The organism is Sinorhizobium sp. P24N7 (genome assembly GCF_042436655.1).
Taxonomy (GTDB): Bacteria; Pseudomonadota; Alphaproteobacteria; order Rhizobiales; family Rhizobiaceae; genus Sinorhizobium; species Sinorhizobium meliloti_A.
In genome coordinates this window covers 453,488-479,107 of record NZ_JBHMIW010000003.1, presented here as the reverse complement: position 1 = coordinate 479,107, position 25,620 = coordinate 453,488, and the positions used below count along the sequence as shown (strand labels likewise).

The window sequence follows — 25,620 nt, the reverse complement described above, 5'->3', positions numbered from 1 at the left end:
GAAAGCCCGCCTTAGAGCGAGGCTGTGATGCCGCCATCGACATAGAGCACGTGTCCGTTCACGAAGGAGGAAGCGTCGGAGGAGAGAAAGATGCAGGCGCCGACCAGCTCTTCGACCTTGCCCCAGCGGCCGGCGGGCGTGCGCTTTTCCAACCAGTCGGAGAAGGCCGGATCAGCGACGAGCGCGGCATTCAGCGGCGTATCAAAATAGCCGGGTGCAATGGCGTTGCATTGCAGACCGTACCTCGCCCAATCCGTTGCCATGCCCTTAGTGAGATTGCCGACCGCGCCCTTGGTGGCGGTGTAGGGGGCGATGCCCGGTCGGGCGAGCGCTGTCTGGACACTGGCGATGTTGATGATCTTGCCCGCGCCGCGGTTGATCATGTGGCGGGCGACGGCCTGGCCGACATTGAAGACCGTTGAGATGTTCGTCTTCAGGATGCGCTCGAAAGCGTCGGCGGGGAAATCCTCGAGCGGCGTGCGGTGCTGCATGCCGGCATTGTTGACGAGGATATCGATCGCGCCGACCTCCGCCTCGAAGGTATCGACGGCCTTGCGCACCGCCGCGTGGTCGGTGGCGTCGAAGGCGAGCGTGTGTCTTGCGCTGAGGCTCTCCGCCACCGCCGTCAGCTTGGCCTCGTCGCGTCCGTTGAGGATGATGTCAGCACCGGCCGTGGCAAGACCCTTGGCGAGCGCATAGCCGATGCCCTGCGAGGAGCCGGTGACGAGGGCGCGCCTGCCCGTCAGGTCGAAGAGTTGGGTGCTCATGGCTTCTCCTTAGGAAAATGCGATCTGCGTCTTCATCGACTGGCCCTTGTCCGAGGCGATCTCGAAGGCATCAAGAGCATCGGCGAGCGGCAAGGTATGAGTGATCAGCGGCTTGACATCGATGAGACCACCCTGCATCAGCTTCACCGCGATCGCGAATTCCTCGTGGAAGCGGAAGGAGCCGCGCAGGTCGATCTCCTTGGCGGTGATCGCCATCATCGGCAGGCTCATTTCGCCGCCGAGGCCGAGCTGGACAATGACGCCGCGCGGCCGCAGCGCCTGGATCCCGGAAACAAGCGCGGGCTGTGCGCCCGAGCATTCGTAGAGGACGTCGAAATGCCCCTTGTTGGCGCCGAACGGAACGAGCCCGTCCCGGTCTTCCGACAGGTTGACCGTGCGGTCCGCGCCGACTGCCCGGGCGAAACCGAGCGCCCGCTCGGAAAGGTCCGCCGCGACGATTTCGGCCGCGCCCGCGCGGCGGGCGGCGAGGATCGACAGCGTGCCAATCGGGCCGCAGCCGGTGATAAGGACGCGCTTGCCGAGCATCTCGCCGGCGCGGCGCGTGGCGTGCAGCGTCACGGAGAGCGGTTCGGCCATCGCCGCCTCGCCGGCCGAAAGGCCGTCCGCCTTCACACACTGACCGGCTGTCGCGACAAGGCGCTCGCGGAAGGCGCCCTGGATGTGCGGGAATGGCATGGCCGAACCATAAAAGCGCATGTTGAAGCAATGGTTCGGCAAGCCCTTCAGGCAGTATTCGCAGGCCCCGCAGGGACGCGATGGTGAGATCGCCACGAGATCGCCGATGGCAAGGTCCGATACGCCCTCGCCGAGCGCCGCAACGTGACCGGCGACCTCATGACCGAGGACCATCGGCTCCTTGAGGCGCACCGTGCCGAAGCCGCCGTGGTTGTAATAGTGCAGGTCCGAGCCGCAGATGCCGCCAGCGGCAAGGCGGATCTCCACCTCGCCAGGGCCGGGTCTCTCTGGCTCCCGTTCCTCGATGCGCAGGTCCTTGGCCGCATGGATGACGATCGCTTTCATCTAAACCTCACAGAACCGGGGTCGGCAGCGGCCGGCCGTCGAAATGCGCCGACAGGTTGTCGAAGACCAGCGCGCCCATCGCCTTGCGGGTCTCGACCGTACCGGAGGCCATGTGCGGCTGGAGAAGCACGTTGTCGAGCGCAAGGAAGCGCGGATTGAGGTTCGGCTCGCCCTCGAAAACGTCGAGCGCGGCGGATCCGAGCGCCTTTGTTTCCAAGGCATCGAGAAGCGCAACCTCATCGATGTTGGAGGCGCGGGAGATGTTGATCAGCATGCCGTCGGGTCCGAGCGCCTCGATGACCTTTCTGCCGACGATGTGGCGCGTCTCGGCCGAGGCGGCGAGTGTGACGAAGAGAAAGTCGGAGCGGGCGGCCAGTTCCACCGGATCGGCGATGTAAGCCCAGTCCTTGGCATATTCCTTCGGGCCGGTATCGCTATAGGCAATCTCCATATCGAAGCCCGCGGGGCGCTTGGCCACTTCATAGCCGATACGGCCGAGCCCCAGGATGCCAGCGCGCTTGCCGTGTACACGGGCCTTCAGCGGATATAGTCCCTTCTTCGCCCAGTCGCCGCTCCTCACCCAGCTTTCCCCGCCGCCGACGCCGCGCGCCTGCGCCAGCATCATCGCGACGCCCAGATCGGCGACGTCCTTGGTCAGGACATCTGGCGTGTTGGTGACGCGGATGCCGCGCTCGCGGGCGGCAGCTAAGTCCACCGCATCGAAGCCAACGCCGTAGACGGAGATGATTTCCAGCTTCGGCAGCACGTCGATCATCGCCCGGTTCGCGCCAAGCTCGCCGCGCGTGGCGATCCCACGGATGTCTGAGCCGTATTCGGCAAGGAACACCGCCTTATCCTCCGCCTCGAAATAGCGGTGCATCTTGAAAGACGCGTTCAGCCGTTCCTCATCCCACGTCGGGTACGGGCCAACCTGTAATAGTTCGATCTTGCTCATGATATGTCCTCTGGTCATCCCTCGACAACGAAACCCTTTGCGCTCAGCACGGACTCCAGCTTGCTGACTTCGATCACCGATTTGCCGGCCTTGTAGGCCGCGATGTATCCGGCTTCTGCTTCTTCGCGCGCCTGTGACAGACGTGCGACCTCGGCGGCCTCGTCTCGGCGGATGACGACCAAGCCGTCGGCATCGCCGACGATGATGTCGCCGGGGTGGATGAGCTCACCCCCGACGACGACCGGGTCATTGGTGGCGGTCAGGGTCTCCTTTACCGTGCCCTTTATGCAGACGCTGAGCGAGAAGACCGGAAATCCGAGTTCGCGAAGCTGCAGCGTGTCGCGCACGCCACTGTCGGTCACCAGCCCGCCGATACCCTTGGCAAGGCAGGCATTGGCGAGTACGTCGCCGAAAGAACCGGCTTCCTCGTATTCGCCGGCCGAAACGACGATGATGTCCCCCGGCTGCGCATAGTTGATGGCGAGCTGCAGCATGATGTTGTCCCGCGGTGCGCAGCGTACGGTAAAGGCCGGGCCGCACAGCTTCATGCGGTAATCGACGGGCTTGAGGCGCGAGGAGAGCGCGCCGCGGCGACCCTGCGCCTCGTGGATCGTCGCCGGCGAGAACTTCGCGAGCGCCGCAATCTCGGAGGCGGTCGGCCGTTGGAAAACCTGCTTTATGTGGCTCATGGGGGACCTTCGACTGTTTTGAGTTGCTGCGTTCAATGGAGCGAGGACAGGAAGCCCCGCACATCCGGGTGGGTGTCGTTCGAGAAAAAGAGTTCAGGTTTGGCGTCAAACCTCAGTTCGCCACCCTTGAGAAACCAGATGCGATCGGACACCTCGCGGGCGAAGCCCATTTCGTGGGTCACGCACATCATGGTGATGCCTTCGCTCGATAGCTGGCGAAGCAGCCTCAGAACCTCTCCCACCATCTCAGGGTCAAGAGCGCTGGTCGGCTCATCGAGGATCAGGACCTCAGGCTTCAGGATCAATGATCGTGCAATAGCCACCCGCTGCGCCTGCCCGCCGGAAATGTCAGCCGGAAGCGAGTTGACCTTGTCCGCGAGGCCGACACGCTCAAGCATCAGGAGCGCGGTCGGCAATGCTTCCTTGCGAGATTGCCAGTGGATCCGGCGCAACGGCAGCATGACATTGTCGACGACTGTCAGGTGAGGAAAAAGATTGAACTGCTGGAAGACGAATCCGATGCCTGTTCTGAGTGAATTCACGTTCATCGATTTGGCATGGATGTCCTTCCCGCCCACCTTGATCGTGCCTTGCTGGATTGGCTCCAGGCGGTTGACGGTCCGCACCAGCGTCGACTTTCCCGAACCCGAGGGGCCGCATAGAACGATGGTCGTTCCTTTCTCGACCGCTGCGGAAATGTCTTTGAGTACGCTGACGGCCCCGAACCACTTCGAGACGTTTTGGAATTCGATCACGCCACGGCCTCCACAACCACACGCCCTGTCCGCTTGCTTGCGATGCCCCGTTCCAACCAGCTCGTTGCCTGACTGAGGGCAAAGCAGAGGATGAAATAGGTGGCCGCCAGAATCCCGAAGATCTGCAGCGGCTTCGTCACCTCATTCGAATTGACCTGCAACATCACATAGGAAAGCTCGGAGACGGCGATGATCGAACCAAGTGAAGACTCTTTGATGATCGTAGTCAGCTGATTGACGATACCGGGAATGACATTGAACAGCGACTGCGGCAGGATCACGCGGAAGGTTGTCGGGATATAGCCGAGGCCTAAGGCCTTGGCGGCTTCCATCTGCCCCTTCGGCAACCCTTCGATCCCGGCGGCGATGATCTCGCCGAGATAGGCGGCCTGATAGATGACGATTGCCAGGATCAAGGTGTAGGTAGCGTCGATCGGGAAGCCGATGACCATTGGAAGCGCGAAATAGGCCCAGAAGATCAGCATCAAAAGCGGAATGGCGCGCACGCTGTGCACGAACCCGCTGGCGATCGCCTTGGAAGCGCGAGACTGGCCGGTTCGCGCCAACGCGACCAGTACAGCGCAAGGAAAAGTAAAGGCAAGGCTGGCGATCGAGATGATCAGCGTCAAGGCAAGACCGCCCAGCTTTCCATGCGGATATTCGCCGATGAACAGCATGAGACCGTATTCGCGAATGATCTCGAACATTATTTCACCCTCAGCCGGAATCGATCGGACAGAACCGAGGAGAGCCACATGATCGCGAAGGAGATCAGCATGTAGATGGCCGTCGCTATGCCGTACGCTTCGAAGATCCGGAAGGATTGTTCCTCGATGTAGCGTGCCTGATAACTCAGCTCCGCAACGCCGATGCCCGCAGCAAGGCTGGTGCCCTTGAAGAGAATAAGCGTCTGACCGAGAAGAGCTGGCAGCGCCAGACGCCAGGCCTGCGGCAGGATGACCCAGCGCATTGCGCCGAGGTAGGTCAGGCCGATAGAGCGTGCGGCCTCCATCTGCGCCGGATGAATGGATCGGATTCCGCTGCGGAAATCTTCCGACATATAGGCGGCCTTGTTCAGCGCCAGCGCCACGATCGCGTAACCGATCTCCGCTCCGATTTCGTTCAGATAATCGTTGACGGCGTCGGGCAGCACGACGGCAAAGCCGAAATACCAGACGAACAACTGGATCAATACCGGAACATTTCGGTGATATTCGACGAAAGCAGCGACGAGCCATTGCGTCGGCCGAAACTCGATGGCCCGGACGACGGTCAGGACAATCGCGAGCACCAGCCCGAAAATCCACGACAGCACGAAAAGTATCATCGTGGTCTGAACGCCCTGCAGGATGAGTTCAAGATACTCACCCTGCAGGACTTTACCAAAATCGAGCTGGTAGCCCATGATATTGCAAGCCCGCGCCGTTCGTCAGGATCAGTTCGTGAACCAGGTCGGTTGTGGTTTACCGAACTCGAATTTCCGCGTTGCCTTCAGATCCGAGTCCTTACCAAGCCACTTGTCATAGAGCTTCTGCCCTTCACCGTTCTTCTCGATGCTTGCCAGAAATTCGTCAGCCGCCTTTACGAGTTCGGGAGAGCCCTTGCGGAAGGCAAACCCCGATGGCATCGACAGGAGTGGTTCGTCGAGGAAGCGCAAGGCCTTGATGTCGTCACCCGCATTTCGTTCGACAGCCTTGCCCTCGGAGTAGCGATAGACCGTCGCCTTGACCTTGCCCTGCTGGAGAGCGAGGAACGACGCAGCGCTTGTCTCGAACGACAGCACGCGGGCGTCGGGAAGCCGCTTTTCGGTCAACGGAATGAGAACCGATCCTTTAACGAGACCGATGCGCTGGCCTGCGAGGTCGTCGACGGTCTTGATGTCCGAAGCATCGAGAACGACGAAATTGAAATCTTCCGCGATATAGGCGCCGCTGAAATCGACCTGCTCCGCACGCTCCTTGCTATAGCTGAGGAGCGACGCCAGGATGTCGACTCGGCCCTGGGTCAGCTCCGCCATCCGGGTCTGCGGCGAAACCGGGGTGAGCTTGGGCTTCACGCCGAGATGGGCGGCGAACATGCCGCAAAGATCAATCTCGTAGCCGGCGGGCTCGCGTGTATTCGGATCCTGGAAGCCGAGTGGCGGCGAGTTCGTCAGCACACCGCAGTTCAATGTGCCGGCGGCCTTGATGTCGTCGAGTTGATCAGCGGATGCTGTGGTCATATGCGAAGCCGCAGCGGCAAAAGCAGCGGCAACCAGAAATAGCTTCAGCTTCATTTTTCCTCCTCCGCAGCGCATCCTCGCGCTGTCCAGGTCGTTTTAGATTTGAAGGAAAATTCAAACAAATATATATTGAAGATAGTTGATATAGCGATTCAGTATAGAGTTTTTCGGAGCTTGCCTTGACACTCGACCTGTTGAAGATGCGCTACTTCGTCAAGATTGCCGAGCTGGGATCGTTCACGCGCGCATCGAGCGAACTCGGTGTGGCACAACCGGCGCTCAGCCTGCACATGCGTGGGTTCGAAGACCAGCTGGGCGTGCAACTTCTGAACAGAACCCCCCGAGGCGTTACCGCCACCGAGGCGGGACAGACGCTGCTCTCGCACGCCAATGCTATCCTTCGTGCCCTTGACCAGGCGGAAGCCGCGACGAAAGAGCAGGCGAAATATCCGACCGGCGACGTCTCGCTAGGCATCTTGAGTTCAATCTGTCCAACGCTGTCGATCCCGGTGATCGAAGAATGCTCTCAGCGTTTTCCGAAGATCCGCTTGACGATTAGTGAGGGCGACAGTCAGGCGCTTCGGACAGCCATCGATACCCGGGTCCACGATCTCGCGGTCACTTTGGACAGTGTTGCCAAAGCGACGTCGGTGTCCCTTTTCGATGAAACGCTTTATGTGGTGGGTCCTTCCGGGCAATTTGCGCGTGACGCCGAGTTGACCGTAGAACAGGTGCTCGACCTACCCCTGATCATGCCGACACGCCGCCATGGGATCCGCATTCTCCTTGAGCGGCAGGCCCTGATCTCCGGACGGGCGCTCAATATCGTGCGCGAGATAGAAGGTGTTGCAAGCACGAAGGCAGCGATCCGCGCCGGCCTCGGACTATCAGTTCTTGGGCGCGGTGCAGTCCATTCGGACCAGGAAATTGGGACTTTATCTGCGGCCGCACTAACTCGCCCCGGCCTCACCAGGCGTCTTGTTCTGGATATGCCGGTCAACCATCCGGCAACGCGTGCCGCGATAGAGGTGCGAAAAGTTCTCCAGGGCGTAGTCAAGAGGCTCGGCGCTGAGGGTCACTGGTCTTGTCTGGCAGCCACCTAGGCTGCCAGACGAACTTCCATCAGGCTTATCATCTTAGGTCATGCCTCGACGATGAGGCCTTTCGCCTCTAGAATCGGCTCCAGCTTGCTGACTTCGATCACCGATTTGCCGGCCTTGTAGGCCGCGATGTATCCGGCTTCTGCCTCTTCGCGCGCCTGTGACAGACGTGCGACCTCGGCGGCCTCGTCTCGGCGGATGACGACCAAGCCGTCGGCATCGCCGACGATGATGTCGCCGGGGTGGATGAGCTCACCCCCGACGACGACCGGGTCATTGGTGGCGGTCAGGGTCTCCTTTACCGTGCCCTTGATTGAGACGCTGAGCGAGAAGACCGGAAATCCGAGTTCGCGAAGCTGCAGCGTGTCGCGCACGCCACTGTCGGTCACCAGCCCGCCGATACCCTTGGCAAGGCAGGCATTGGCGAGTACGTCGCCGAAAGAACCGGCTTCCTCGTATTCGCCGGCCGAAACGACGATGATGTCCCCCGGCTGCGCATAGTTGATGGCGAGCTGCAGCATGATGTTGTCCCGCGGTGCGCAGCGTACGGTAAAGGCCGGGCCGCACAGCTTCATGCGGTAATCGACTGGCTTGAGGCGCGAAGAGAGCGCGCCGCGGCGACCCTGCGCCTCGTGGATCGTGGCCGGCGAGAACTTGGCGAGCGCTTCGATCTCGGCGGCACTCGGGCGAATAGGCATTTTCTTGATATGCGTCATGATTGTTCCCACGGATGATCGTCGCGGCGGACGCCGAGCCCGCCGCTCGCTGTTCGTTTCACTGGGATGCGGACAGGAAGCCCCTTCCCTCAGGGGATAGGATCGAACTTCAATTCCGAGAGCGGCGCGACCTTGTCGGTGCGGGTCATTTTGTACTCGGTGCTCGGCCCGAGCCACTTGTCCCAGATCTGGTTGATCTCGCCACTGTCGTCGAGCTTGCGCAGCACCTCGTTGATCTTGGCCGTGAGCGCCGGCTGATCCTTCGCCATGCCAATTCCGATTGGCTGGAAGAGCATGGGCTCGGGGATCATGCGCATCTCCTTGCCGCGCGTCTTGGACTCGTTGACCAACTTGGTGGTCGTCATGGTGTTGGCAACCATGCCACGCGCTTTGCCCTGTTGAGCGGCGAGGTAGGCGGAAGCGGTATCCTGGAAGGTCAGAGGCTCGGATTTGTTGAGCTTGATCGACATTTCCGACGTTGAGCCCTTGGTGGAGGCAATGCGCTGACCGACATAGTCGGCTTTCGACTTGCCGGGATCATCCGCTGGAACGATCAGCATCTCCTTGGCAAGGTAGTAAGGGTCGCTGAACTGGATCTGCTCGGCGCGGCTTTGAGTATAAGCGAGGTTGGCCACGGTGATATCAACACGGCCAAGCTTTACCTCCGGCACGCGAGCTTCCACCGACACCGGTTTAATCTCAGCCTTTACGCCCAGCTCCTTTGCGATCGCGCCGCACAGATCGACATCGAAACCGACCATTTCGCGCGTCTGCGGGTCAGGAGAAGCAAACGGTGGCACGTCGGCAAAGGTTGCACAACGCAGCGTTTTGTTGGCGATGATATCGTCAAGCTGGTCGGCTTTGGCGGGGCCGACAAGGGCTGCCGCCGCGACGGTCGCTGCGAGAATAAGATGCTGGTACTTCATTGGCTGTTCTCCTTCGTGATTGGTATTAGTGGCGCAGGTCGGCGAGGAACCTCTGTGCGCGGGGATGTTTCGGCTTGTTGAAGAATTCTTCCGGCGTCGCGGTCTCGATGATCTGGCCTTGATCGATGAACCAAATGCGATCCGCAACGTCGCGGGCAAACCCCATTTCATGCGTCACGCACATCATGGTCATGCCTTCGGCCGCGAGGGACTTCATCACGCTCAACACTTCGCCGACCATTTCCGGGTCAAGCGCACTGGTCGGCTCGTCGAAGAGCATGACGGGCGGCTCCATGGCGAGCGCACGGGCGATGGCCACGCGCTGCTGCTGGCCGCCGGAGAGCTGCGCCGGATAGGCGTCGGCCTTCTCGCGCAGGCCCACTCGATCAAGCAGCTTCAGCGCCTTCTCGGCCGCTTCGGCCGCCGGTACGCCCTTCACACGAATAGGGGACATGGCAACGTTGTTGACCGCTGAGAGATGCGGGAAGAGGTTGAAGCTCTGGAAGACGAAGCCTATGCGGCTGCGCAGCCGGTTGAGGTCGCGGCCACTCATCGCCGCGTGGATGTCCTGCCCTTCGAAGAAGATTGAACCGCTGTTGATCTCCTCCAGTCGGTTGACGGTACGGATAAGCGTCGATTTGCCGGAACCGGAGGGGCCGCAGATTACGACCACCTCGCCCCGCGAGACCGTGGCATCGATGCCCTTCAGCACGTCGAATTTCCCATAGCTCTTGCGGACGTCGGCAAGCCGGATCTCCTGATCCTTCGCGGGGGCGGATACTGAAGGGGTCATGGCTGCTCCGTGGCGTTTGGGGTCAGGGAAACCGGAAGCTGACGCTTCGGGGCGGCGAGGCCGGCGCGACGGCGTGTGATGCGTCGCTCGACGACATTTGTGACCGCCGTGAGCGACCAGCAGATGACGTAATAGGTGAGCGCCAGGATCAAAAAGACCTGGAAGGGCTGCGTGAGCAGCTGATTGTTGACTTGGCTTGCCGCAAAGGTGAGATCCGGCACGTTGATCACGTAGCCGAGAGTCGTGTCCTTGATCGTCGCCACGAAGGTCGACAGCATGCTCGGGATCATGTTGTAGAGCGCCTGCGGCAGGATGACGTAACGCATTGCTCCGAACCAGCTGTGGCCGAGGGCGCGCGCCGCATCCATCTGCCCTTGCCCCAGCGCGACGATGCCGGCGCGGATGATCTCGCTAAGGAACGCGCCTTGGTAGACAACCAGCGTTGTCAGCATCGTCAGGAAACTCGGGACGTCCGCGCCCGTCAAAAGCGGCACGAGGAAGTAGCTCCAAAGTACCAGCATGAGCAGCGGCACGCCTCGCGTCACGTAGACCAGAAGCGTCACCGGCCAGCGCAGCACCCGGTATTTCGACAGGCGCGCGAAGGCGAGCAGAATTGCGAACGGGAAGGCAATGACAATGCTGAGCGCGGAGAGGATCAGGGTGTTGGCAAGGCCGCCGAGAGGTCCGTTCGGATATTGACCGATGAGGAGCAGCAGCCAGTACTCGTCGATGATGGCGATCAGGTCGTGGATCATCGGGTGACTCCATTCACCGGATCGGCCCGCCAGGTGAGATAGGCGCCTGCAGCCATAATGATCAGAGAGAAAAAGAGGTATAGGACCGTGCCGATCAAATAGATTTCGAAGGTGCGGAAGCTGAGATTCTCGATTTCCTTGATAGCATGGCTGAGTTCCGGCCCGCCGATCACGATGGCAAGGCTCGAATTCTTGAAGAGCGAGACGCTATGGTTGACGAGGGCCGGAAGCGCATTGCGCACGCCCTGGGGGATCAGCACGAAGCGCATGGCTGAAATATAACCGTGGCCGAGAGCCCGCGCCGCCTCCATCTGGCCCGGATTGATCGAGCGGAGGCCCGAGCGCAGATCCTCGCTGAAATAGGCCGCCTGGCAAAGCCCGAGGCCGACGACGGCGAAGATCATTTCCGCCGAATGGGCTGAAAGCCAATCCGAGACGACCGAGGGCAGTAATGTGTAGATGCCGAAATACCAAAGCATGAGCTGCACGAGGGTCGGCACGTTGCGGTGATAGGAAACGTAGGCCGCCACCACCGAATTGCCGATGCGGCCGGGCGCGAACCGAACGGCGAGCAGCAGCATCGCAAGACTCATTGCCAATAGCCACGAGCCAATGGCGATGATGAAGGTCATTTCGATGCCATGCGCCAGCATGGCCATGTATTCGGGATTGCCAAGGATGGCGGCGAGGTCGAAGCCCTTCACCGCTGCGGCTCCTTCGCCTGCGGCCTCGCCGTCTGAAGGCCGCCCATCACTTGGAGCGTCGGAGTGATCTCCATATGGCCGATGTTTACGGCGATGGGTGCGGCGATCGCAAAGGCGATGGCGTCGGCGATATCGGACGCCTGCGGCAGCTCGAAGCCGTCGATGAAGCGCTCTCGAACCGACGGGTCGTCGCCGTGCACATGGTTGAAGATGTCGGTGGCGACCCGTCCTGGGCAAATTTCCGTTACCCGTACGCGCTTGCCGAACGTGTCGATACGCAGCTGATTGGAGAGCATGCTGACGCCGGCCTTGGTGGCGTGATAGGTGGAGTTGCCGCCAAAATTGTAGTTGCCGGCGATCGAGGAAATGTTGATGACATGACCGCGATCGCGCGCCGCCATGCCTGGCACGACAAGCCGGCAGAGGTGGAGGACGGCGCGCAGGTTAACATCGACGAGGAGGTCGATGTCGCCATCCTCCGCCTCCAAAAACTTCTTCGGACGATCGACGCCGGCATTGTTGATCAGGATATCGAATTCGACCACCCCGGCGAGCTTCGCAAGCGCGGCGCGGTCCGTCACGTCAATGCTATGGGGAATGCAGCCTGTGCGTGCGGCCAATTCCTCGAGTGCACCCTCGCTGCGGGCGACGGCATGCACTTCGAGGTCCTCGCGCCGAAGCCGTTCGACGAGGGCTGCGCCGATTCCCGAGGAGGCACCAGTCACGAGCGCGGTTCTGTAATCGGAAAATGACATTGGAGTTCCCCTGTTATTAACAGAGAGAGTAGCGAAGCTTTCCGGCTCTGACTAAGACCGTTTGCATCTGGATGGATAAGGAAGGCTTATGGGCTTGCCGCCGCCCCGTCGGGCTGTAACATGCGGAGCGGAAAAGGGCAGACTCGCATATGGACATCAGGCGTCTCAGATCATTCATCGTCATCGTAGACACCGGCAGCATCACCCGCGCAGCGGACGTGCTGCATATCGCTCAGCCCGCGCTTAGCCAGCAGCTCGCAGCCTTGGAGGATCATTTCCGGCAAAAGCTCCTGATCCGCAGCCAGCAGGGCGTCTCCATGACAGAAGCGGGCAAGGCGGTCTACCGCCATGCCCAGATCATTTTGCGCCAGATGGATCAGGCGCAGGCCGACGTGAAGGCGGCCGGCTCTACGCTCGTGGGGCGCGTCTCCGTTGGCCTCGTGCCCTTCTCCAGTGCGGCGACGCTTTCCGTCGACCTACTCACTGAAACGCGCAAGCGCCATCCGGGCATTCTGTTGCACCTCACCGAAAGCGTCGGCCAAACCTATAGCCAGATGATCATGAACGGCCGGCTGGAAATGGCACTGATCCACGGCACAGGCCCTATAAAAGGCGTGCGCTTCGAACCCGTCTTCGTGGAGGAATTCCACCTGGTTGCCCACCGCGATTTCGGCATCGAGCCGGCCGAGACACCCCTGCCGGTGAACGCCCTCAACGAAGTTCCCCTGCTCTTGCCGCCACCTTACAATTTTGTCCGACGCGCCATCGATATCGCCTTCACCCGCGCCCGCCTGTCGCTGAATGTCGTGGCGGAATTGGAGATCGTCCGGACGCTGGGCCGGGCCGTGAGCCGTGGTGTCGGCGCGACCATCATGCCGCGCGCCATCGCCGAGCGGATTGTCGCCGAATCCTCGGAACCACTCGTCTCGCGGGTCGTCGCGCCGAAGATTGAGGAGACACTGTCGCTTTGTGTTTCCGATCAGAGCGAACTCTCCGAGCCAGCGTTGGCGGTGCGGTCTATCCTCATGGAGCTGACCGCGCGCCTCAAAAGGCCAAGCTAGCAGAGCCCCGCGCAGAACTCACCGATGCGCCCGCAGGCTTCATCAAGTTGCTCCATGCTTGTCGCATAAGAGATGCGAAAGAAGGGGCTCATGCCATAGGCCGCTCCCTGCACGGTCGTCACATGCTGCTCATCGAGCAGCGCTAGCACGAAATCCGTATCGGTCTCGATCCTTCGCCCGCCCTTGCTGGTTCGGCCGACGAGCTCGGCGATATTGGGGAAGACGTAGAAGGCGCCCTCAGGCTTATGGCAGCGGATGCCCTCGATCTCGCCGAGCCGCGAAACTACGAAATCGCGCCGCTCCCGGTAGATCGCCGCGCGCTCTTTCAGAAGGTCCTGCGGCCCGTCGAGCACCGCGGCGACGGCAGCTTGGGTGATAGTGGAGGTGCCGCCGCTGTTTTGGCCGTTGACGTTGCTGATCGCCTTAATGAGATCCTTCGGCCCGCCGCAGAAGCCCAGTCGCCATCCGGTCATCGCATAAGCCTTGGAGGCGCCGTTAACCGTCAGCACGCGATCTTTCAGCCGCGGCTCGACCTCGGCGATGGTGCAGAATTCGAAGCCGTCATAGATCAGATGCTCGTACATATCGTCGGTCATGATCCAGACGTGCGGGTGCTTCAGCATCACCTCGGCAATTGCTTTCATCTCCGCCCGCGTGCAGGCCGCGCCCGTCGGATTGTTCGGGAAATTCAGGAACAGCCACTTGGTGCGAGGGGTGATAGCAGCGTCGAGGTCTTCAGCGCGCAGCTTGAAGCCGTTCTGCTGCGGGCAAGTGACTGGCACCGGTGAGCCACCCGCGAGCTTCACGATATCGGCATAGCTGATCCAGGAAGGCGACGGGATGACTACCTCGTGGCCCGGATTGCAGGTGGCCATGACAGCGTTGAAGATGATCTGCTTGCCGCCGCCGGCAACGACGATTTCGGAGGGGTCGTAGTCGAGATTGTTGTCGCGCTTGAACTTGCGGGAAATCGCTTGGCGCAGTGCCGGGGTGCCGTCCAGCGGAGGGTATTTCGTATCGCCGGCAAGGGCCGCCGCATGGGCGGCCTCGACGGCATTGGCGGGGGTCGCGAAATCGGGCTCGCCGGAGGAAAGGCTAATTACCTTGACGCCTTTGGCCGCAAGATCGCGCGCGCGCTGGGTCATGGCGGCAGATGCGGAGACGGAAACGTTTTTCAGGCGGTCGGCAGTGGCAGGCATGATCGTGCTTTCGATTGAACGGACGGGACGGGCGACGGAACGAGGCTCATAACAGCAGCTTGGAGACGGATGTGACTGCGCCGCCGGCGGCTTCGATCTCGCTGCGGACGGTGCGGGCGAGATCGAGAGAGCCAGGCGTATCGCTGTGCACGAGGATGGAGCGCGCCCGCATGGGAATGACCATCCCACCTATAGCCGTGACGGTTCCATCGAGAAGGAACTGCCGCACGCGGGCGCGCACGGATATCTCGTCCTTGACGAGAGCACCCGGCTGGCCGCGGGGCACGAGGGCGCCCTGAGGGTCGTAGGCACGGTCGGCGAGGAAAAGGGCTAGCGTCTTGAGACCGGCTTTGATCGCAGCCTGCTCGATATTGCTGTCAGCCGTACCGAAGACAATCAGGCCGGAATCGACGGTACGAATCGCGTCCATCATCGCGCTCGCCAGCGCGGGGTCGCGATTGACCATGTTGCCCATCGCCGCATGGAAGCTGACATGGGAGACGGTGACGCCCTCGGCCCTGGCAATCGCCATCAGCGCGCCGAGTTGATAGAGCATCTGCTGGCGTAGTTCGTCCGGGCCAAAGGGCAGCTCGCGGCGACCAAAACCCTGCCGGTCGGGCAGTCCCGGATGGGCGCCGACATCAACACCCCTTGCCCGCGCCAGGCGCACCATGCGCGCCATTGTATCGGGATCACCAGCATGGAAGCCGCAGGCGATGTTGGCGGAGGTGACGACATCCATCATCGCCTCGTCATCGCAGAGCCTGTAAGGGCCGAAGCCCTCGCCCATGTCGGAATTGAGATCCACCTGCATGAAATCCTCCCTATGCCATGGCGGCAAGAGCCGCAGCGACGAGCCCGACGGTCTGCCGGATGTCGTGGAGATAAACGGCGAGCGCCTTCTCTAGAGCCTTCGCTTCCCCATGCGTCGCCGGCGTGAAGCGCAGCATTGAGCCGATGCGCGCCTGACCGAGCCGCCAGAGATCGGCCTCGATAACGCCGCCAATCTTCGGATAGCCGCCCGCCGTGTTGGCGTCGCTCATCTGAACGATAGGCTCTCCGGCCGGCGGAACCTGGATGACGCCCGGCACTATGCCATGTGAGCGCATCTCGACGGCTTCCGTCGGATGGATCGGATCGCCGGTGAGCCGGTAGCCAGTGCGGTCGCTGCGCGCGGAAATTTTCCACGGTTGGTTCCAGAAGCGCTCCGCATCGGCCCCGAAGAGATCGTGTTCGCCGGCTGGCAAGGCGCGGATGACAAGCGCGCCGCCCTCGGCGACGGGAAAGACGTCCTTCAGCGCCACCGCAGGCGGCACCACGCCTAAGCCCCCTTTCGGTAGGAAGAGCGGCGTGGCCGCGCCCGTCGCGATGCTGTCACCCGCCGCCAGCGCCCGACCGTCGAACCCGCCGAAGCCGCCGCGCAGTGACGTGCTGCGCGAGCCCATGATCGGGGCGACATCGACGCCACCAGCTAGGCTGACATAGGCCCGCGCATCCTTCATCGGCGGAAGGAGTTCCAGCACCTGCCCCGCTTCGGCCTCGGCGGCCGACCAGGGCGGCATTTCGACGCCATCAAGCTTTGCCCGACAATCCGCACCGGTAACGGCGAAGACTCCGCGAATGACAAAGCGCAGGCGAAAGGGAAAGGTCTGCACCTCGATGCTGCCCGCCTCCGCCGGATTGCCGGCCAAGATATTACCGATCCGGAGCGCTAGCGGGTCCATCGCCCCGCAACCCGTCACCCCTACATTGCGGTAACCCGGACGGCCGAGATCTTGGATTGTATTCAGCGGTCCGGTTTCTACGATTTCAATCACAGTTCGATCCTTTCGGGCCGGAATCGGACGGTGTCGCCGGGGGCCATAACCGCCGGGGTAGCGGCCATGGGATCGAACATCTGCAGCTCGGCAAAGCCAATGGAGTTCCAGCCATTTGGCCCGGTCAGCACCGCAACGCCGGTCTGCATGCCACCGATGGTCACGCAGCCGCGCGCCATGTTGAGCGAGGGCACAGTTTTGCGCGGCATGTGGATACGCGGATCAAGCCCGTGCAGATAGCCGAAGCCAGGCGCACTGCCGAGCGCGAAGACGCGGTATGTGCCCTCGTAATGAATGCGCACCACTTCGCGGTCGCTGAGACCGGACCGGTCGCAGAGCGCCGGCAGATCGCTCGCGTGTTCGCCGCCATAGGTGACAGCGATCTCGATATCCCGGCCGGCAAGATCGACGCCCCGCGCGCGCCGCCATTCCTCCTGGAGCGCACGGACGACGGCGTCCGGCATGTCCGGCGTCTCCTTCAGGATCACCAAGAGGTTCGTCATCCCCGGCACGATCTCGGCCACCTCCTTTCGGGTCTTCAAAGCAAGGGAGAGCGCCCAGATGCGCCTTTGGTTGGGCAGGTCGAAGGCCCCGGGCGCCTCGATGAGGAAGGCACGCGTGCCGATAAAGGAGATCTTAGCCACCCCCTCCGTATCGGGAACGATGGCGGGAGGCGAGGGAAAGGGTTCCGCCTGGAGAATATTCATCTCTTAGCCTCCGTTGTCAAAATTGCGTCGCCGTAGCCGACGAGATCCCCGGCTCGAACATGGATCTCGGCGACGATAGCCGTCTCGTTCGCGCGCACGGGAAGGAGCACGGGCCCGATCTCAACAAAGCCGACGAGTGCGCCCGCCTCCAGCCTCCCTCCCTTGCCAGCAAGCGGCACCACTTCGGCAGATGGGTGCCTGTCTCGGAAGCGGCCGGCGACCGGCGCCTTAACGGCGTGGCGCTCGGCGGGCGGCACGGCAGGCACGACAGGCTTCTCTCTCGGCGCGGCGGGATTCGGGCCCGCACCAAGCACGATTTTCAGCGCGCGCCCGTCCGCGGTAGCGATTTCCAGTTCGCGCGCGCCGGAGGCTTCCAGCCATTCGGAGAGCGTCGAAATGAGCGCGGGATCGGAGAAATCGCCGATCGCGCCTGCGCCCGGCGCGCGGTCACGCTTCAACACGAGGTTCCTCCCTCAGCCGTTTTTCGAGGTGGTGGATATCAACGCCGCCGCGAACGAAATCGAGATCAGCGAAGATGCGCGCATGTAGCGGAAGGTTGGTAGAAATGCCCTCGATCCGCGTTTGCGACAGGGCGACTTGCATCCGACGGATTGCCCCTTCGCGAGTCGGGGCGTGTACGATCAGCTTGGCGATCAACGAATCGTAGTAGGGCGAGACATAGTATCCGGCTGAGATGTGGGTATCGACGCGAATGCCCGGGCCGTTCGGGAAATGGACTGCCGTGATGCGCCCCGGTGCAGCGACAAAGGTAGAGGGATCTTCGGCATTGATCCGGCATTCAAAGGCATGGCCGCGCGCCTCGCCGCTAAAGCGCGCGCTTTCGAGCGCCGCCCCTTGCGCCGCACGCAACTGCTCGTGCACGAGGTCGACACCGGCCGTCATTTCGGTGACTGGATGCTCGACCTGCAGGCGGGTGTTCATCTCGATGAAATAAAACTCATTGTTTTCGTACAGGAATTCGAACGTGCCGACACCACGGTAGCCGATCTGCCGACAGGCGTCCGCGCAGCGCATACCGATGCGCCCAGCTAGTTCCGGCGCGATATTCGGCGCAGGCGCCTCCTCCACTACCTTCTGGTGCCGCCGCTGGACCGAGCAATCCCGATGACCCACCCAAACTGCATTGCCGTGATTGTCGCAAAGCACCTGAAACTCCACGTGGCGTGGGTGTTCCAAGAATTTCTCCAGGTAAAGCTCCGGCTTGCCGAAGGCGCGACGCGCCTCCTCGCGCGTGATGGCGACTGCATCGGCAATTTCGGCGCTTTCGCGCACGACGCGCATGCCGCGGCCGCCCCCGCCGCCGGCCGCCTTGACGATGACCGGATAACCAATCCCATCCGCGATCGCCCGCACCGTCTCTAGTTCATCGGGCAGCGGCTCGCCCGGCCCCGGCACGCAGGGCACGCCCGCCGCAATCATCGCGCGTTTGGCGGCGATCTTGTCGCCCATGACACGCATCGCCGATGCCGGCGGGCCGACGAAAACCAAGCCCGCCTGTTCTATCGCCTCTGCGAAATCGGCGCTTTCCGACAGGAATCCGTAGCCTGGATGCACCGCCTCGGCTCCCGTCACGCGGGCGGCGAGCAGAATGGCCGCCTGGTTTAGATAGCTGCGCCCCGGCGCCGACGGCCCGATCACGAGCGGGCCTCCCGCCCCCCGTCCTGGCTGTCCGAATCTGTCGGCCTCCGAGGCGATGCGGACGGGCCTCAGCCCGAGTTCCAGGCAGGCGCGCTCGATGCGCCCGGCGATCTCGCCGCGATTGGCGATGAGGACAGAGGTGAAGGGCGCAGGCATCAGCAGATCTCTACGAGCGGATCGCCGAAACCGACCTCCTGCCCGTCCTCGAAGAAGATGCGCTTGACGGTTCCACCGAAAGAGGCGTTAACCGTCGTGAAGACCTTCATCGCCTCTATGATGCAGAGCGCCTGACCGGATTCGACCCGATCGCCAACGGCGATGAGCGGCGCCGCACCGGGGCTTTGGGCTTGGTGGAGAATGCCGGTGGCGGCTGCACGTACAACCCGAACGTCCGGCTCGTTATTCTGGTCGGCCAACTCAGGCGGAACGGAGACCTGCGTTTCCGGCGTGAGAGACTCCCCGCCGGCAGCCACCATTGGGGAGGAATTTCGAATGATGACCGTCGTGCCGGCGTCGCTGACCTTCAGTTCCGAGACACGCGAACGCCCCACGAAATCAAGAAGCGTCTTGATCTTCTGCAGATCCATTGATTTCCCCGAGTCTGGAGAGAACCTATACTTGGCTCTGATGGCCATCGTAACGGTCCGATTGGGGAACCTTACACAGCATCGCGTTTGATGGGGGCAGACAAACTTTGAATATCCGGTCTTGAGCGGCTTCGATCCGAGGATCGATGATCGCGCATACATGTGGCGCAAGCCATCGCTTTCCGGCTCGGGAGCAAGCCCGAGCGTTGCCGTGCTCGTGAGCGCCAGCTGCCTCGGACGCGAAGACCCGGACGCGCACGCCGGAACACCGAGGCCTCCTGCGTGGACGCGGGCAGTTGCCGTGATCAGCAGTGTCGCCTACGCGTCGACGGGCCCAAAAAATGCCGCCGCGCAGCCGACGATGAGATTGCGCGCGTCGACCAATACGCCGGAACCGAGGTAGACGGGTTGGAAGACGGCCATTGCCGCGGCGCCTCCGAACAAAATCCCGATCACCAGATTCCGGAGGCTCTCGGAAATGAGTCGACGAAGTAACGAGCCATAGAGGATGGCCAATAAAGCCATCAGACCCAGACTGTTGAGAAACTGCATAGCACCGTTCACACGACTTCTTCCCTTAGAACTATATACGCGCGATAAGCTACCGGATGCTTGCCTTTCCCGTGCGACAGCATTCGCAACCGATGCAACAAGCCGAAGGAAGTGAGGAGTCACCGATACACCGGATTCTTGATTGACGCGGAAAAGCGGCACGACGCTACCCTCAGGCCTTGTGGACAGAGACCAGACTTGAGACGCTTGACCCCAGCGGGGAATCAAGAACCTATGCTCCGTCGTGACGGCATGATGGTCGCCAACATGGAGGATGACCAGAAACCCGAAAGAGCCTTTCCTGACGGTCCGGGCGTGCCACGCTGTCAAGCGAAATTTCAGCGGACATCTTCGCCTGGGCTGCGACGCGCTGAACTCACCGGTAAAGTCTCGCGAGATCGTAGATGATGCCGCTTGCCAACAAATCTCTGAGTTCACACAGCACCTCCATTGTCGTGAAACTCTTCTTTTCGTCATCATCATCTATCAGCACGGATTCCACCGGGCCTTCGAGCAGGACGAGGAGACGGCAAGCCGCGCGTTGCCCAGCCCAATCCGCGACAAGCCCGCGCAGTGTGGTCCGGATTGGTATAGCGACCGTTGTGCATGTTTCGCCAACACGAATGATCAGCTCGCTCACGCCAACGAAGTCGGGATCCTGAGAATGGACTTCGAGCACATCGGCCGAGCACAACCGGATCTCGCCCGTTTCGCGGCGCCGCGCATCAAGATCGATATCGGGCCTTTCGAGCATGCGGATGGCCGCAGCAAGCGGCCGTGCGTATCTGGCTCGCGTTTCTGCATCCAGTTCGTCAAAGCTGCGGATGTTGTCATGTAGGCGCCGCCGGTTGTCGCGACGTGGAATGCCTTTGTCGTCGCGCGGCCCAGCCATCCAGCCGGCAATCGCCCGGTCGACCAACCACCGGTTGTGTTCAGTACGCAGTATTTTGTCGCGTTCGGTGGCCTTGCAGGGCTCACCCGGCACCGAAGACCCGTCCTCCCCGGCGGCATCGATCAAGGCATTGCAAGCGCCCGCCGTCTCAGCAGAGAGCGTCGGAAGACCGCCGTTGTCCATTCCCCGCCACAGAAAGCCAAGGTCGATGAGCTTTTGGGCGATGTGGCGTGCAGTCGAACGGTTCGCTTCTCGGACATTCTCGGGAAGCCGGTTCCAGCTTTGGCGAAATTGATCGATATCGATAGGCGATCCTGCCGCGGTCGGGCCCCCTCGATAGGCGTCGTGAATCACTTTGGGCAAGAGAAAGGCCCTTTCATCCAGCACTTCCGATTTTTCCACCGTGTTGGCAATATCGCCAAAGAAGTTCGTCAACCGCAACGGATCGGCATTCCCCGCAAGCTCCTCCGGCATCCTGGCGCTCCAGCGCCGTATGAAGATTGGAGCGGGGCGGCGACCGCGCTGATGCATGGCGAGTTCGAGCCGCCGGCCCGCCGCGAGATCCAATTCATCCCGCCCGCTGCAGAACACCCATGCCGTCGGCGGGTCATCACCGTGGTCGATAGCGAGGACGCTTTCGTCGAGGTCGAACGATACGGCGCCAATGTCCAAATTCACGAACGTAAGACTGGGTCTTGCATCCTTGGGAATCGACCCATCAAAAAGGCGCGGGCGTAGTGCACTTAACCTTTTCCGTACGTCTTTGGCGCACTGGTCGATCAACGTCACCTTCGGCGGCCTTAGGCCCGCCGCCATCCCGGCAGCCAATGCCGAAAAAAGGATCGCCTCTCCCTGATCGCCGACGCCGACGATGACGAGATGGACTCGCGACTGGCCGCAGTCGCGCGCACGCATCGGCAGCCGCGCTTTCGCCAGCAGTGCGCGTGCGGCGTCCGTCTTGAGGCTAAAGCTCTCGAAAGCACCGCTGTCGGCCGAACTGGTGCCGGCACCCTCGGCAAGATCCGCGAGGAGACCGGTCGAGGCGAGGTGCACCTTGACTACAGGCTCTCCCTCAGCGTTACAGCCAAAGCGGCGCGGCGCGGCCGGTCTCTTCGCGTCGTGTTCGGTCTTGACTCGGTTCGCATGCCAAGCCTCGACGACCGCAGCCGCTGCGGTGCCTATTTCGACATTGGTGAGGTCATTTCCGCATGCGACGATTATGCGCCTCGCACCGCCGATCCGGGCGCGCGAAAGGGTCTCCGGATCCGAGAGGTCGCCGCTGACGAGAAGGATACCGTGATCGCGAGCGAATGCCCGGTCGGCATCATCGAACTGATTATCAATGGCGGTCACGGGCTTGCGTCTGTGGCGGAGTTCCCTTGCGAAGGTTCGACCAACGACCCCGAAGCCAAGAATGACATGGTGTTCGCGTCGCTTGCGCTGGACCCAGAACCACGTCCGTTCGATCAGGCGCCGCGCAAAGATAGTAATAACCGCATAGGTTGTCAGGAAGGCGGCGAGATAGCGGGCAAGGAGAAGCCACCCACTCTCCGGCTTCCACGCCTCCTCCACCTCATAGTTGAAACTGAAAAGCTGAACCGTGCGGTAGAAATTGTCGAGAAAGTTGCTCCCGAAATTTTCAGAGATAACCGCACTGCGGCTCGCCTGGAACCCGAGCACACCACAGCCAACAGCGACGAGAAAAAGGACGAAGAGGAAACGATCGCGGTTCGGCAGGAGTGGCATGATGGCTGCGTGCAGTCGCTCCAGCCAATGCAAGGGCGCTTCGAGGAGCTGTGTGAGATTGACCCTCGACCGCCTCATGTGCCCTCCTCCTGGCCGTCTCGTCTTGGAGGCTCTACCCCCGCCTCACGGAAGAGGTCGTCTATGATGGCACGGGATTCGGAAGCGCTCTTGCCTCGATCTTCAAGAATTGCGCCGTAGTCACGCACGGTTGTCATCAGACCGACAGGTTGACTGCCGGCCCACGCCGCGAATTTTAGTAAGGCTTGCAGCGATCGCTTGAGCGCAGTCTCGGCCTCTTCGCCCCGGCCGGCGGCTAAGAGCAGATTCGCCAGATTGCGGTTGACGTCGACCGCAAGAAAGTGACCCCATGAGCCGCCCCTCTCGCTGATCTCAAGCGCCCGCTTAAGTATTGCTTCGGCCTCATCCAGGCGATTGGCGTCCATCAACAGTTCGCCGAATTTTTCGAGCAGTGGAGCAGCCAAGGCAGAATCCGACCCATAATGTTTTGCCAGGGTAGCAAGTGCCCGCCGAAACATCGGCTCGGTTTGTCGGTCAAGGACTTTCTCCCGACGTAGCTTTCCAGAATTGGCCGACAGCCATGCCAGGCCTTCCATGGCGCCTGGCGCTAATCTCTCCAGGTGGGCAAACGCGGCTTTCAAATGAGGCTGCAACGATTCAATACCGGGCCAAATGTCGCCTGGATTGAGGTGACGAACGGCCCAAGACAGCCAGTTGACAACTGTGTTAATGGTCAACCGCTGCTCGTCTTCGTTCATTCTGTCGCGCGCGACAGCCTGCACGAGGCGGTGAACAGAAAACTCCGGACGATCGCGGTCCCGCGAAACGAGGGAGTAGCGACCAAGCTCGTCAAGCGCCCCGAAAAGATCGAGCTCATGCCGGACGTCCTCTGGCACGGCGTCGCAAAGGCTTTCGGGGATCGGCTCTATGGAGAAGAAAGCAAGCAACCCCAGAAGATCGCGGGCGCTTTCGCTCAACTGCTCAAAGGTCGTGAGCCAAGTGATCGCGACCGGCAAAGGGTATGCGAGCTTCCGCGGATCATGGGTGTCGAGGAGCTTTCTTCGCGCCGTCTCCCAGGATTTGAGATAGGCGGTGAAACTCCGCCTCTGATCGATAAAAGCTGCGGCTTGCGCAAGCGCGAGGGAGAGACGACCGAGCGTTTCGGAGAGCCTTGCGGCGTCCTCCCGGTCGCTTGCGGTGCGCCTTCGCCCCAGCGTAGCCTCGAGCAGGAATTCGACGGCCGGGCCTGGAGCAAGCAGGTCGAGTTCCAGAGCCTCGACCTGCTGGCTCCAGGTGCCGACGCGGCTCGTTATCAGCACATGGCCCCCCGAAAGCCGTGCCAACAGCTCTTCGACCGCCGTTGCGGCGGCTTCGGTATCGACATTGTCGATCAGCAGGAACCAGCGGGGATTGTCTTCCAGCCAGCGCAGCACGGCGGCAAGCCGCACCTCCTCTTCCGCGATATTCTGTTGCGGAAGATCCAGCACCAGCGGCCCGACGAGGGCGGCAAGATTTGATCGCAGCTCTTCCCGCGACTTGGCAGTGACGAATAACACCGCCGAATATTCCCCCTCATATCTCAGCGCATATTCGATCGCCGCCCTGGTCTTACCGATCCCGCCAAGCCCGTGCACAACCATGCCGGCGATTGTCGTCGCGGAAGACCCTTCGAAGCTGGCGCGCAGCTCGTTCAGGAATTGCTCGCGCCCCTTGAACAGCGATCCGATCGAACCGTGCGGGAGATTGCGCGGCTTGTGCCTTGAGGCCACGTCTGCCGCAGTATCGGCGAATTCCCACCGGACGCGCCCGACGTGCCGGCAGGCTTCGGCCAAGTTGGAGAACTCCGGCATATAGCGGTTGAGCCGCTCCAATTGGCGGATGTGGGCGGCTTGCAGGTCGGGAAAGTCCACATCGGAAGGGACCGGATTATGGGGCACGAAATCCGGGCGTGCGCGGAGATAGACAACGGGATTGCCATGGGCTTCAGCGAAGAAGACTTCCCATTGCGTATAGCTGGCTCGCGCAAAGCCCTCCGGCAGCATATCGGCGTAAGCAACGGCCGCTTCGTCCGGAGGGCAATCGCCGCTCCTCGCGCCGATCAGCGCGATGAGGCCGTCGCATTCCTGGATGAAGTCATGCAGCATGGCGAGTAACGACGGCGCGCGAGGATCAGTGCCAAAGCTGCGCTGAACGGCAACGTCGCAGCTGTGCGCCTGGAGATCGTTGGCGATCTCGTCGCATACGTGGCGAAACTCGCTCGAAACGCCGGATACGAAGAAGCGGCGTCTTTTCCCCGCCATCGCCCCATGCCCCTGTGCAATCTCCGTAAGGCTGCTACGAAATCACTCCTTCTGCAACCCCATCGCGCTCAATTGCGGACCAAGCGAACGCGTGTCCCGCCGACGCAGCAATTCAAAGTGTTACGCGACCTTTGCACCTCTGGTAATACGCGCGCCGCTGTAAAGCCGCGGCTCCAGGTCGAGCGGGCTAAGCCCTTGATGGCTTGCATTCGTCTCCATCTTGCTGCTTGCTGAGAGAACGCTAACGAAATTGGACCGATGTCGCCGATAGCCACGATCCCTCCATTGTTGACGGCCCTTCTCGAGCCCCTGTCCGCGTTGCTCGCAGGCCAGGACGACACCTTTCCGTTGCGCCTTGCTATTACCGGCCACCGCTGGAACCGTATTCTCCCTTCCTCTGCAGACGACTTGCGAAAGGTGCTGCGCGACCTGTTCTCTGCGATCGACGCCGCGGCGAAGCGCCCGGTGAGGCTTCTCAACGGCATGGCGGAAGGAACGGATCTTTGCGCAGCGCTCGAACGACCGTCGCATTGGGTCTTGGAGGTCGTCCTTCCGCTTCCTGTCGATGAATGGCGCGCCCACCTCCGACAGGAAGCCGCCGGCGATCGCGAGACGTCCGTTGCAGCGTTTAACACCGTACTTGCCGCAGAAAACGTCGTCGTGACTGTGCTGGCGAGGGGCAAAGACGGCGGCCCCGATTATTCCGGTCTCGGCGCCGTCCTCGTCGCCAACGCCGATCTGCTGGTCGCCGTCTGGAACGGTGAAGCGGGCAAGCCGGGTGGCACGGCTGAAGTCGTCTCAGCCGCACTCGAGAAGGGCTGCCCCGTTCTCCGCATTCCGGCAGAAGGCACGGCGATCGGCGCCCCGGAATGGGTTCTCGCCATCTGAAGCAACGCGACCACTCG

27 protein-coding genes are annotated in these 25,620 nt (G+C 61.7%); 3 read left to right on the top strand and 24 right to left on the bottom strand.

All coding sequences use genetic code 11. From position 1 onward, the window contains the following. Positions 1–11: 11 nt before the first annotated feature. The 8 genes from ACFHWW_RS07465 to ACFHWW_RS07430 are packed head-to-tail and all read right to left on the bottom strand — an operon-like array spanning position 12 to position 6,482. On the bottom strand, positions 12–767 hold the full coding sequence (locus ACFHWW_RS07465; RefSeq protein WP_379937866.1) for an SDR family oxidoreductase: 756 nt from the start codon (positions 765–767) through the stop codon (positions 12–14). Positions 768–776: 9 nt separating this feature from the next. Beyond that, positions 777–1,808: an L-idonate 5-dehydrogenase gene (locus ACFHWW_RS07460; protein WP_379937865.1), complete on the bottom strand. Its 1,032-nt coding sequence runs from the start codon at positions 1,806–1,808 to the stop codon at positions 777–779. Between the two features lie 7 nt (positions 1,809–1,815). Beyond that, positions 1,816–2,763 (bottom strand): 2-hydroxyacid dehydrogenase, encoded by a 948-nt coding sequence (locus ACFHWW_RS07455; RefSeq protein WP_379937864.1) that lies wholly within the window; start codon positions 2,761–2,763, stop codon positions 1,816–1,818. A 14-nt stretch (positions 2,764–2,777) separates the two neighbouring features. Next, complete coding sequence (locus ACFHWW_RS07450; protein ID WP_379937863.1) at positions 2,778–3,452, bottom strand: 4-carboxy-4-hydroxy-2-oxoadipate aldolase/oxaloacetate decarboxylase; 675 nt, start codon at positions 3,450–3,452, stop codon at positions 2,778–2,780. A 32-nt stretch (positions 3,453–3,484) separates the two neighbouring features. Next, positions 3,485–4,207, bottom strand: a complete 723-nt coding sequence (locus tag ACFHWW_RS07445) for an amino acid ABC transporter ATP-binding protein (RefSeq protein WP_379937862.1) — start codon at positions 4,205–4,207, stop codon at positions 3,485–3,487. Beyond that, the gene (locus ACFHWW_RS07440; RefSeq protein WP_379937861.1) at positions 4,204–4,914 is read right to left on the bottom strand and encodes an amino acid ABC transporter permease; all 711 of its coding nucleotides are present in this window, start codon (positions 4,912–4,914) and stop codon (positions 4,204–4,206) included. Before ACFHWW_RS07440 ends, ACFHWW_RS07445 begins: the two co-directional genes overlap by 4 nt. Continuing rightward, a complete protein-coding gene (locus ACFHWW_RS07435) occupies positions 4,914–5,612 on the bottom strand; it encodes an amino acid ABC transporter permease (RefSeq protein WP_379937860.1) in 699 nt (232 codons plus the stop codon). The genes ACFHWW_RS07440 and ACFHWW_RS07435 overlap by 1 nt, the downstream gene beginning before the upstream one ends. A 30-nt stretch (positions 5,613–5,642) precedes the next feature. Continuing rightward, positions 5,643–6,482, bottom strand: coding sequence for a transporter substrate-binding domain-containing protein (locus ACFHWW_RS07430; protein ID WP_379937859.1), 840 nt, complete (start codon positions 6,480–6,482; stop codon positions 5,643–5,645). A gap of 125 nt (positions 6,483–6,607) precedes the next feature. On the opposite strand from ACFHWW_RS07430, the gene ACFHWW_RS07425 reads away from it, so the two are divergent. Continuing rightward, complete coding sequence (locus ACFHWW_RS07425; RefSeq protein ID WP_379937858.1) at positions 6,608–7,531, top strand: LysR family transcriptional regulator; 924 nt, start codon at positions 6,608–6,610, stop codon at positions 7,529–7,531. Positions 7,532–7,569: 38 nt separating this feature from the next. On the opposite strand, the gene ACFHWW_RS07420 is transcribed toward ACFHWW_RS07425, so the two are convergent. The 6 genes from ACFHWW_RS07420 to ACFHWW_RS07395 all read right to left on the bottom strand — a co-directional run bounded on the left by ACFHWW_RS07420 (position 7,570) and on the right by ACFHWW_RS07395 (position 12,177). Beyond that, positions 7,570–8,244 (bottom strand): 4-carboxy-4-hydroxy-2-oxoadipate aldolase/oxaloacetate decarboxylase, encoded by a 675-nt coding sequence (locus ACFHWW_RS07420; RefSeq protein WP_379937857.1) that lies wholly within the window; start codon positions 8,242–8,244, stop codon positions 7,570–7,572. 89 nt (positions 8,245–8,333) lie between these two features. Next, entirely contained in the window at positions 8,334–9,170 is an 837-nt protein-coding gene (locus tag ACFHWW_RS07415; RefSeq protein WP_379937856.1) for an ABC transporter substrate-binding protein, read from the bottom strand. 25 nt (positions 9,171–9,195) lie between these two features. After that, positions 9,196–9,963, bottom strand: coding sequence for an amino acid ABC transporter ATP-binding protein (locus ACFHWW_RS07410; protein WP_379937855.1), 768 nt, complete (start codon positions 9,961–9,963; stop codon positions 9,196–9,198). Next, positions 9,960–10,718, bottom strand: a complete 759-nt coding sequence (locus tag ACFHWW_RS07405) for an amino acid ABC transporter permease (protein ID WP_379937854.1) — start codon at positions 10,716–10,718, stop codon at positions 9,960–9,962. Before ACFHWW_RS07405 ends, ACFHWW_RS07410 begins: the two co-directional genes overlap by 4 nt. Beyond that, positions 10,715–11,422: an amino acid ABC transporter permease gene (locus ACFHWW_RS07400; RefSeq protein WP_379937853.1), complete on the bottom strand. Its 708-nt coding sequence runs from the start codon at positions 11,420–11,422 to the stop codon at positions 10,715–10,717. The genes ACFHWW_RS07405 and ACFHWW_RS07400 overlap by 4 nt, the downstream gene beginning before the upstream one ends. Next, complete coding sequence (locus tag ACFHWW_RS07395) at positions 11,419–12,177, bottom strand: SDR family oxidoreductase (RefSeq protein ID WP_379937852.1); 759 nt, start codon at positions 12,175–12,177, stop codon at positions 11,419–11,421. The genes ACFHWW_RS07400 and ACFHWW_RS07395 overlap by 4 nt, the downstream gene beginning before the upstream one ends. A gap of 149 nt (positions 12,178–12,326) precedes the next feature. Here ACFHWW_RS07395 and nac point away from each other — a divergent pair, with 149 nt between their 5' ends. Beyond that, positions 12,327–13,238 carry a nitrogen assimilation transcriptional regulator NAC gene (nac, locus tag ACFHWW_RS07390; protein WP_379937851.1) on the top strand — a complete coding sequence of 304 codons (912 nt, stop codon included), beginning with the start codon at positions 12,327–12,329 and terminating at the stop codon, positions 13,236–13,238. Here the strand turns inward: nac and ACFHWW_RS07385 are convergent. The 10 genes from ACFHWW_RS07385 to ACFHWW_RS07340 all read right to left on the bottom strand — a co-directional run bounded on the left by ACFHWW_RS07385 (position 13,235) and on the right by ACFHWW_RS07340 (position 24,715). Further along, complete coding sequence (locus ACFHWW_RS07385) at positions 13,235–14,437, bottom strand: pyridoxal phosphate-dependent aminotransferase (protein ID WP_379937850.1); 1,203 nt, start codon at positions 14,435–14,437, stop codon at positions 13,235–13,237. The two genes, nac and ACFHWW_RS07385, sit on opposite strands and share 4 nt — an antisense overlap. A 46-nt stretch (positions 14,438–14,483) precedes the next feature. After that, the gene (locus tag ACFHWW_RS07380) at positions 14,484–15,251 is read right to left on the bottom strand and encodes a LamB/YcsF family protein (RefSeq protein WP_379937849.1); all 768 of its coding nucleotides are present in this window, start codon (positions 15,249–15,251) and stop codon (positions 14,484–14,486) included. A gap of 10 nt (positions 15,252–15,261) precedes the next feature. Then, positions 15,262–16,254, bottom strand: coding sequence for a biotin-dependent carboxyltransferase family protein (locus ACFHWW_RS07375; protein ID WP_379937848.1), 993 nt, complete (start codon positions 16,252–16,254; stop codon positions 15,262–15,264). Further along, positions 16,251–16,961, bottom strand: coding sequence for a 5-oxoprolinase subunit PxpB (gene pxpB, locus ACFHWW_RS07370; RefSeq protein ID WP_379937847.1), 711 nt, complete (start codon positions 16,959–16,961; stop codon positions 16,251–16,253). The genes ACFHWW_RS07375 and pxpB overlap by 4 nt, the downstream gene beginning before the upstream one ends. Beyond that, the gene (locus tag ACFHWW_RS07365; RefSeq protein ID WP_379937846.1) at positions 16,958–17,422 is read right to left on the bottom strand and encodes an acetyl-CoA carboxylase biotin carboxyl carrier protein; all 465 of its coding nucleotides are present in this window, start codon (positions 17,420–17,422) and stop codon (positions 16,958–16,960) included. The genes pxpB and ACFHWW_RS07365 overlap by 4 nt, the downstream gene beginning before the upstream one ends. Next, positions 17,409–18,776: an acetyl/propionyl/methylcrotonyl-CoA carboxylase subunit alpha gene (locus ACFHWW_RS07360; protein ID WP_379937845.1), complete on the bottom strand. Its 1,368-nt coding sequence runs from the start codon at positions 18,774–18,776 to the stop codon at positions 17,409–17,411. The genes ACFHWW_RS07365 and ACFHWW_RS07360 overlap by 14 nt, the downstream gene beginning before the upstream one ends. Then, positions 18,776–19,207 carry an acetyl-CoA carboxylase biotin carboxyl carrier protein gene (locus ACFHWW_RS07355; RefSeq protein WP_379937844.1) on the bottom strand — a complete coding sequence of 144 codons (432 nt, stop codon included), beginning with the start codon at positions 19,205–19,207 and terminating at the stop codon, positions 18,776–18,778. Before ACFHWW_RS07355 ends, ACFHWW_RS07360 begins: the two co-directional genes overlap by 1 nt. A gap of 318 nt (positions 19,208–19,525) precedes the next feature. Continuing rightward, positions 19,526–19,759 (bottom strand): hypothetical protein, encoded by a 234-nt coding sequence (locus ACFHWW_RS07350; protein WP_379937843.1) that lies wholly within the window; start codon positions 19,757–19,759, stop codon positions 19,526–19,528. Between the two features lie 376 nt (positions 19,760–20,135). Beyond that, complete coding sequence (locus tag ACFHWW_RS07345) at positions 20,136–22,430, bottom strand: NAD-binding protein (protein WP_379937842.1); 2,295 nt, start codon at positions 22,428–22,430, stop codon at positions 20,136–20,138. Positions 22,431–22,471: 41 nt separating this feature from the next. Next, positions 22,472–24,715, bottom strand: a complete 2,244-nt coding sequence (locus tag ACFHWW_RS07340; RefSeq protein WP_379937841.1) for a tetratricopeptide repeat protein — start codon at positions 24,713–24,715, stop codon at positions 22,472–22,474. Positions 24,716–24,973: 258 nt separating this feature from the next. On the opposite strand from ACFHWW_RS07340, the gene ACFHWW_RS07335 reads away from it, so the two are divergent. Then, positions 24,974–25,603: a hypothetical protein gene (locus tag ACFHWW_RS07335; RefSeq protein WP_379937840.1), complete on the top strand. Its 630-nt coding sequence runs from the start codon at positions 24,974–24,976 to the stop codon at positions 25,601–25,603. The last annotated feature ends 17 nt before the right edge of the window (positions 25,604–25,620 follow it).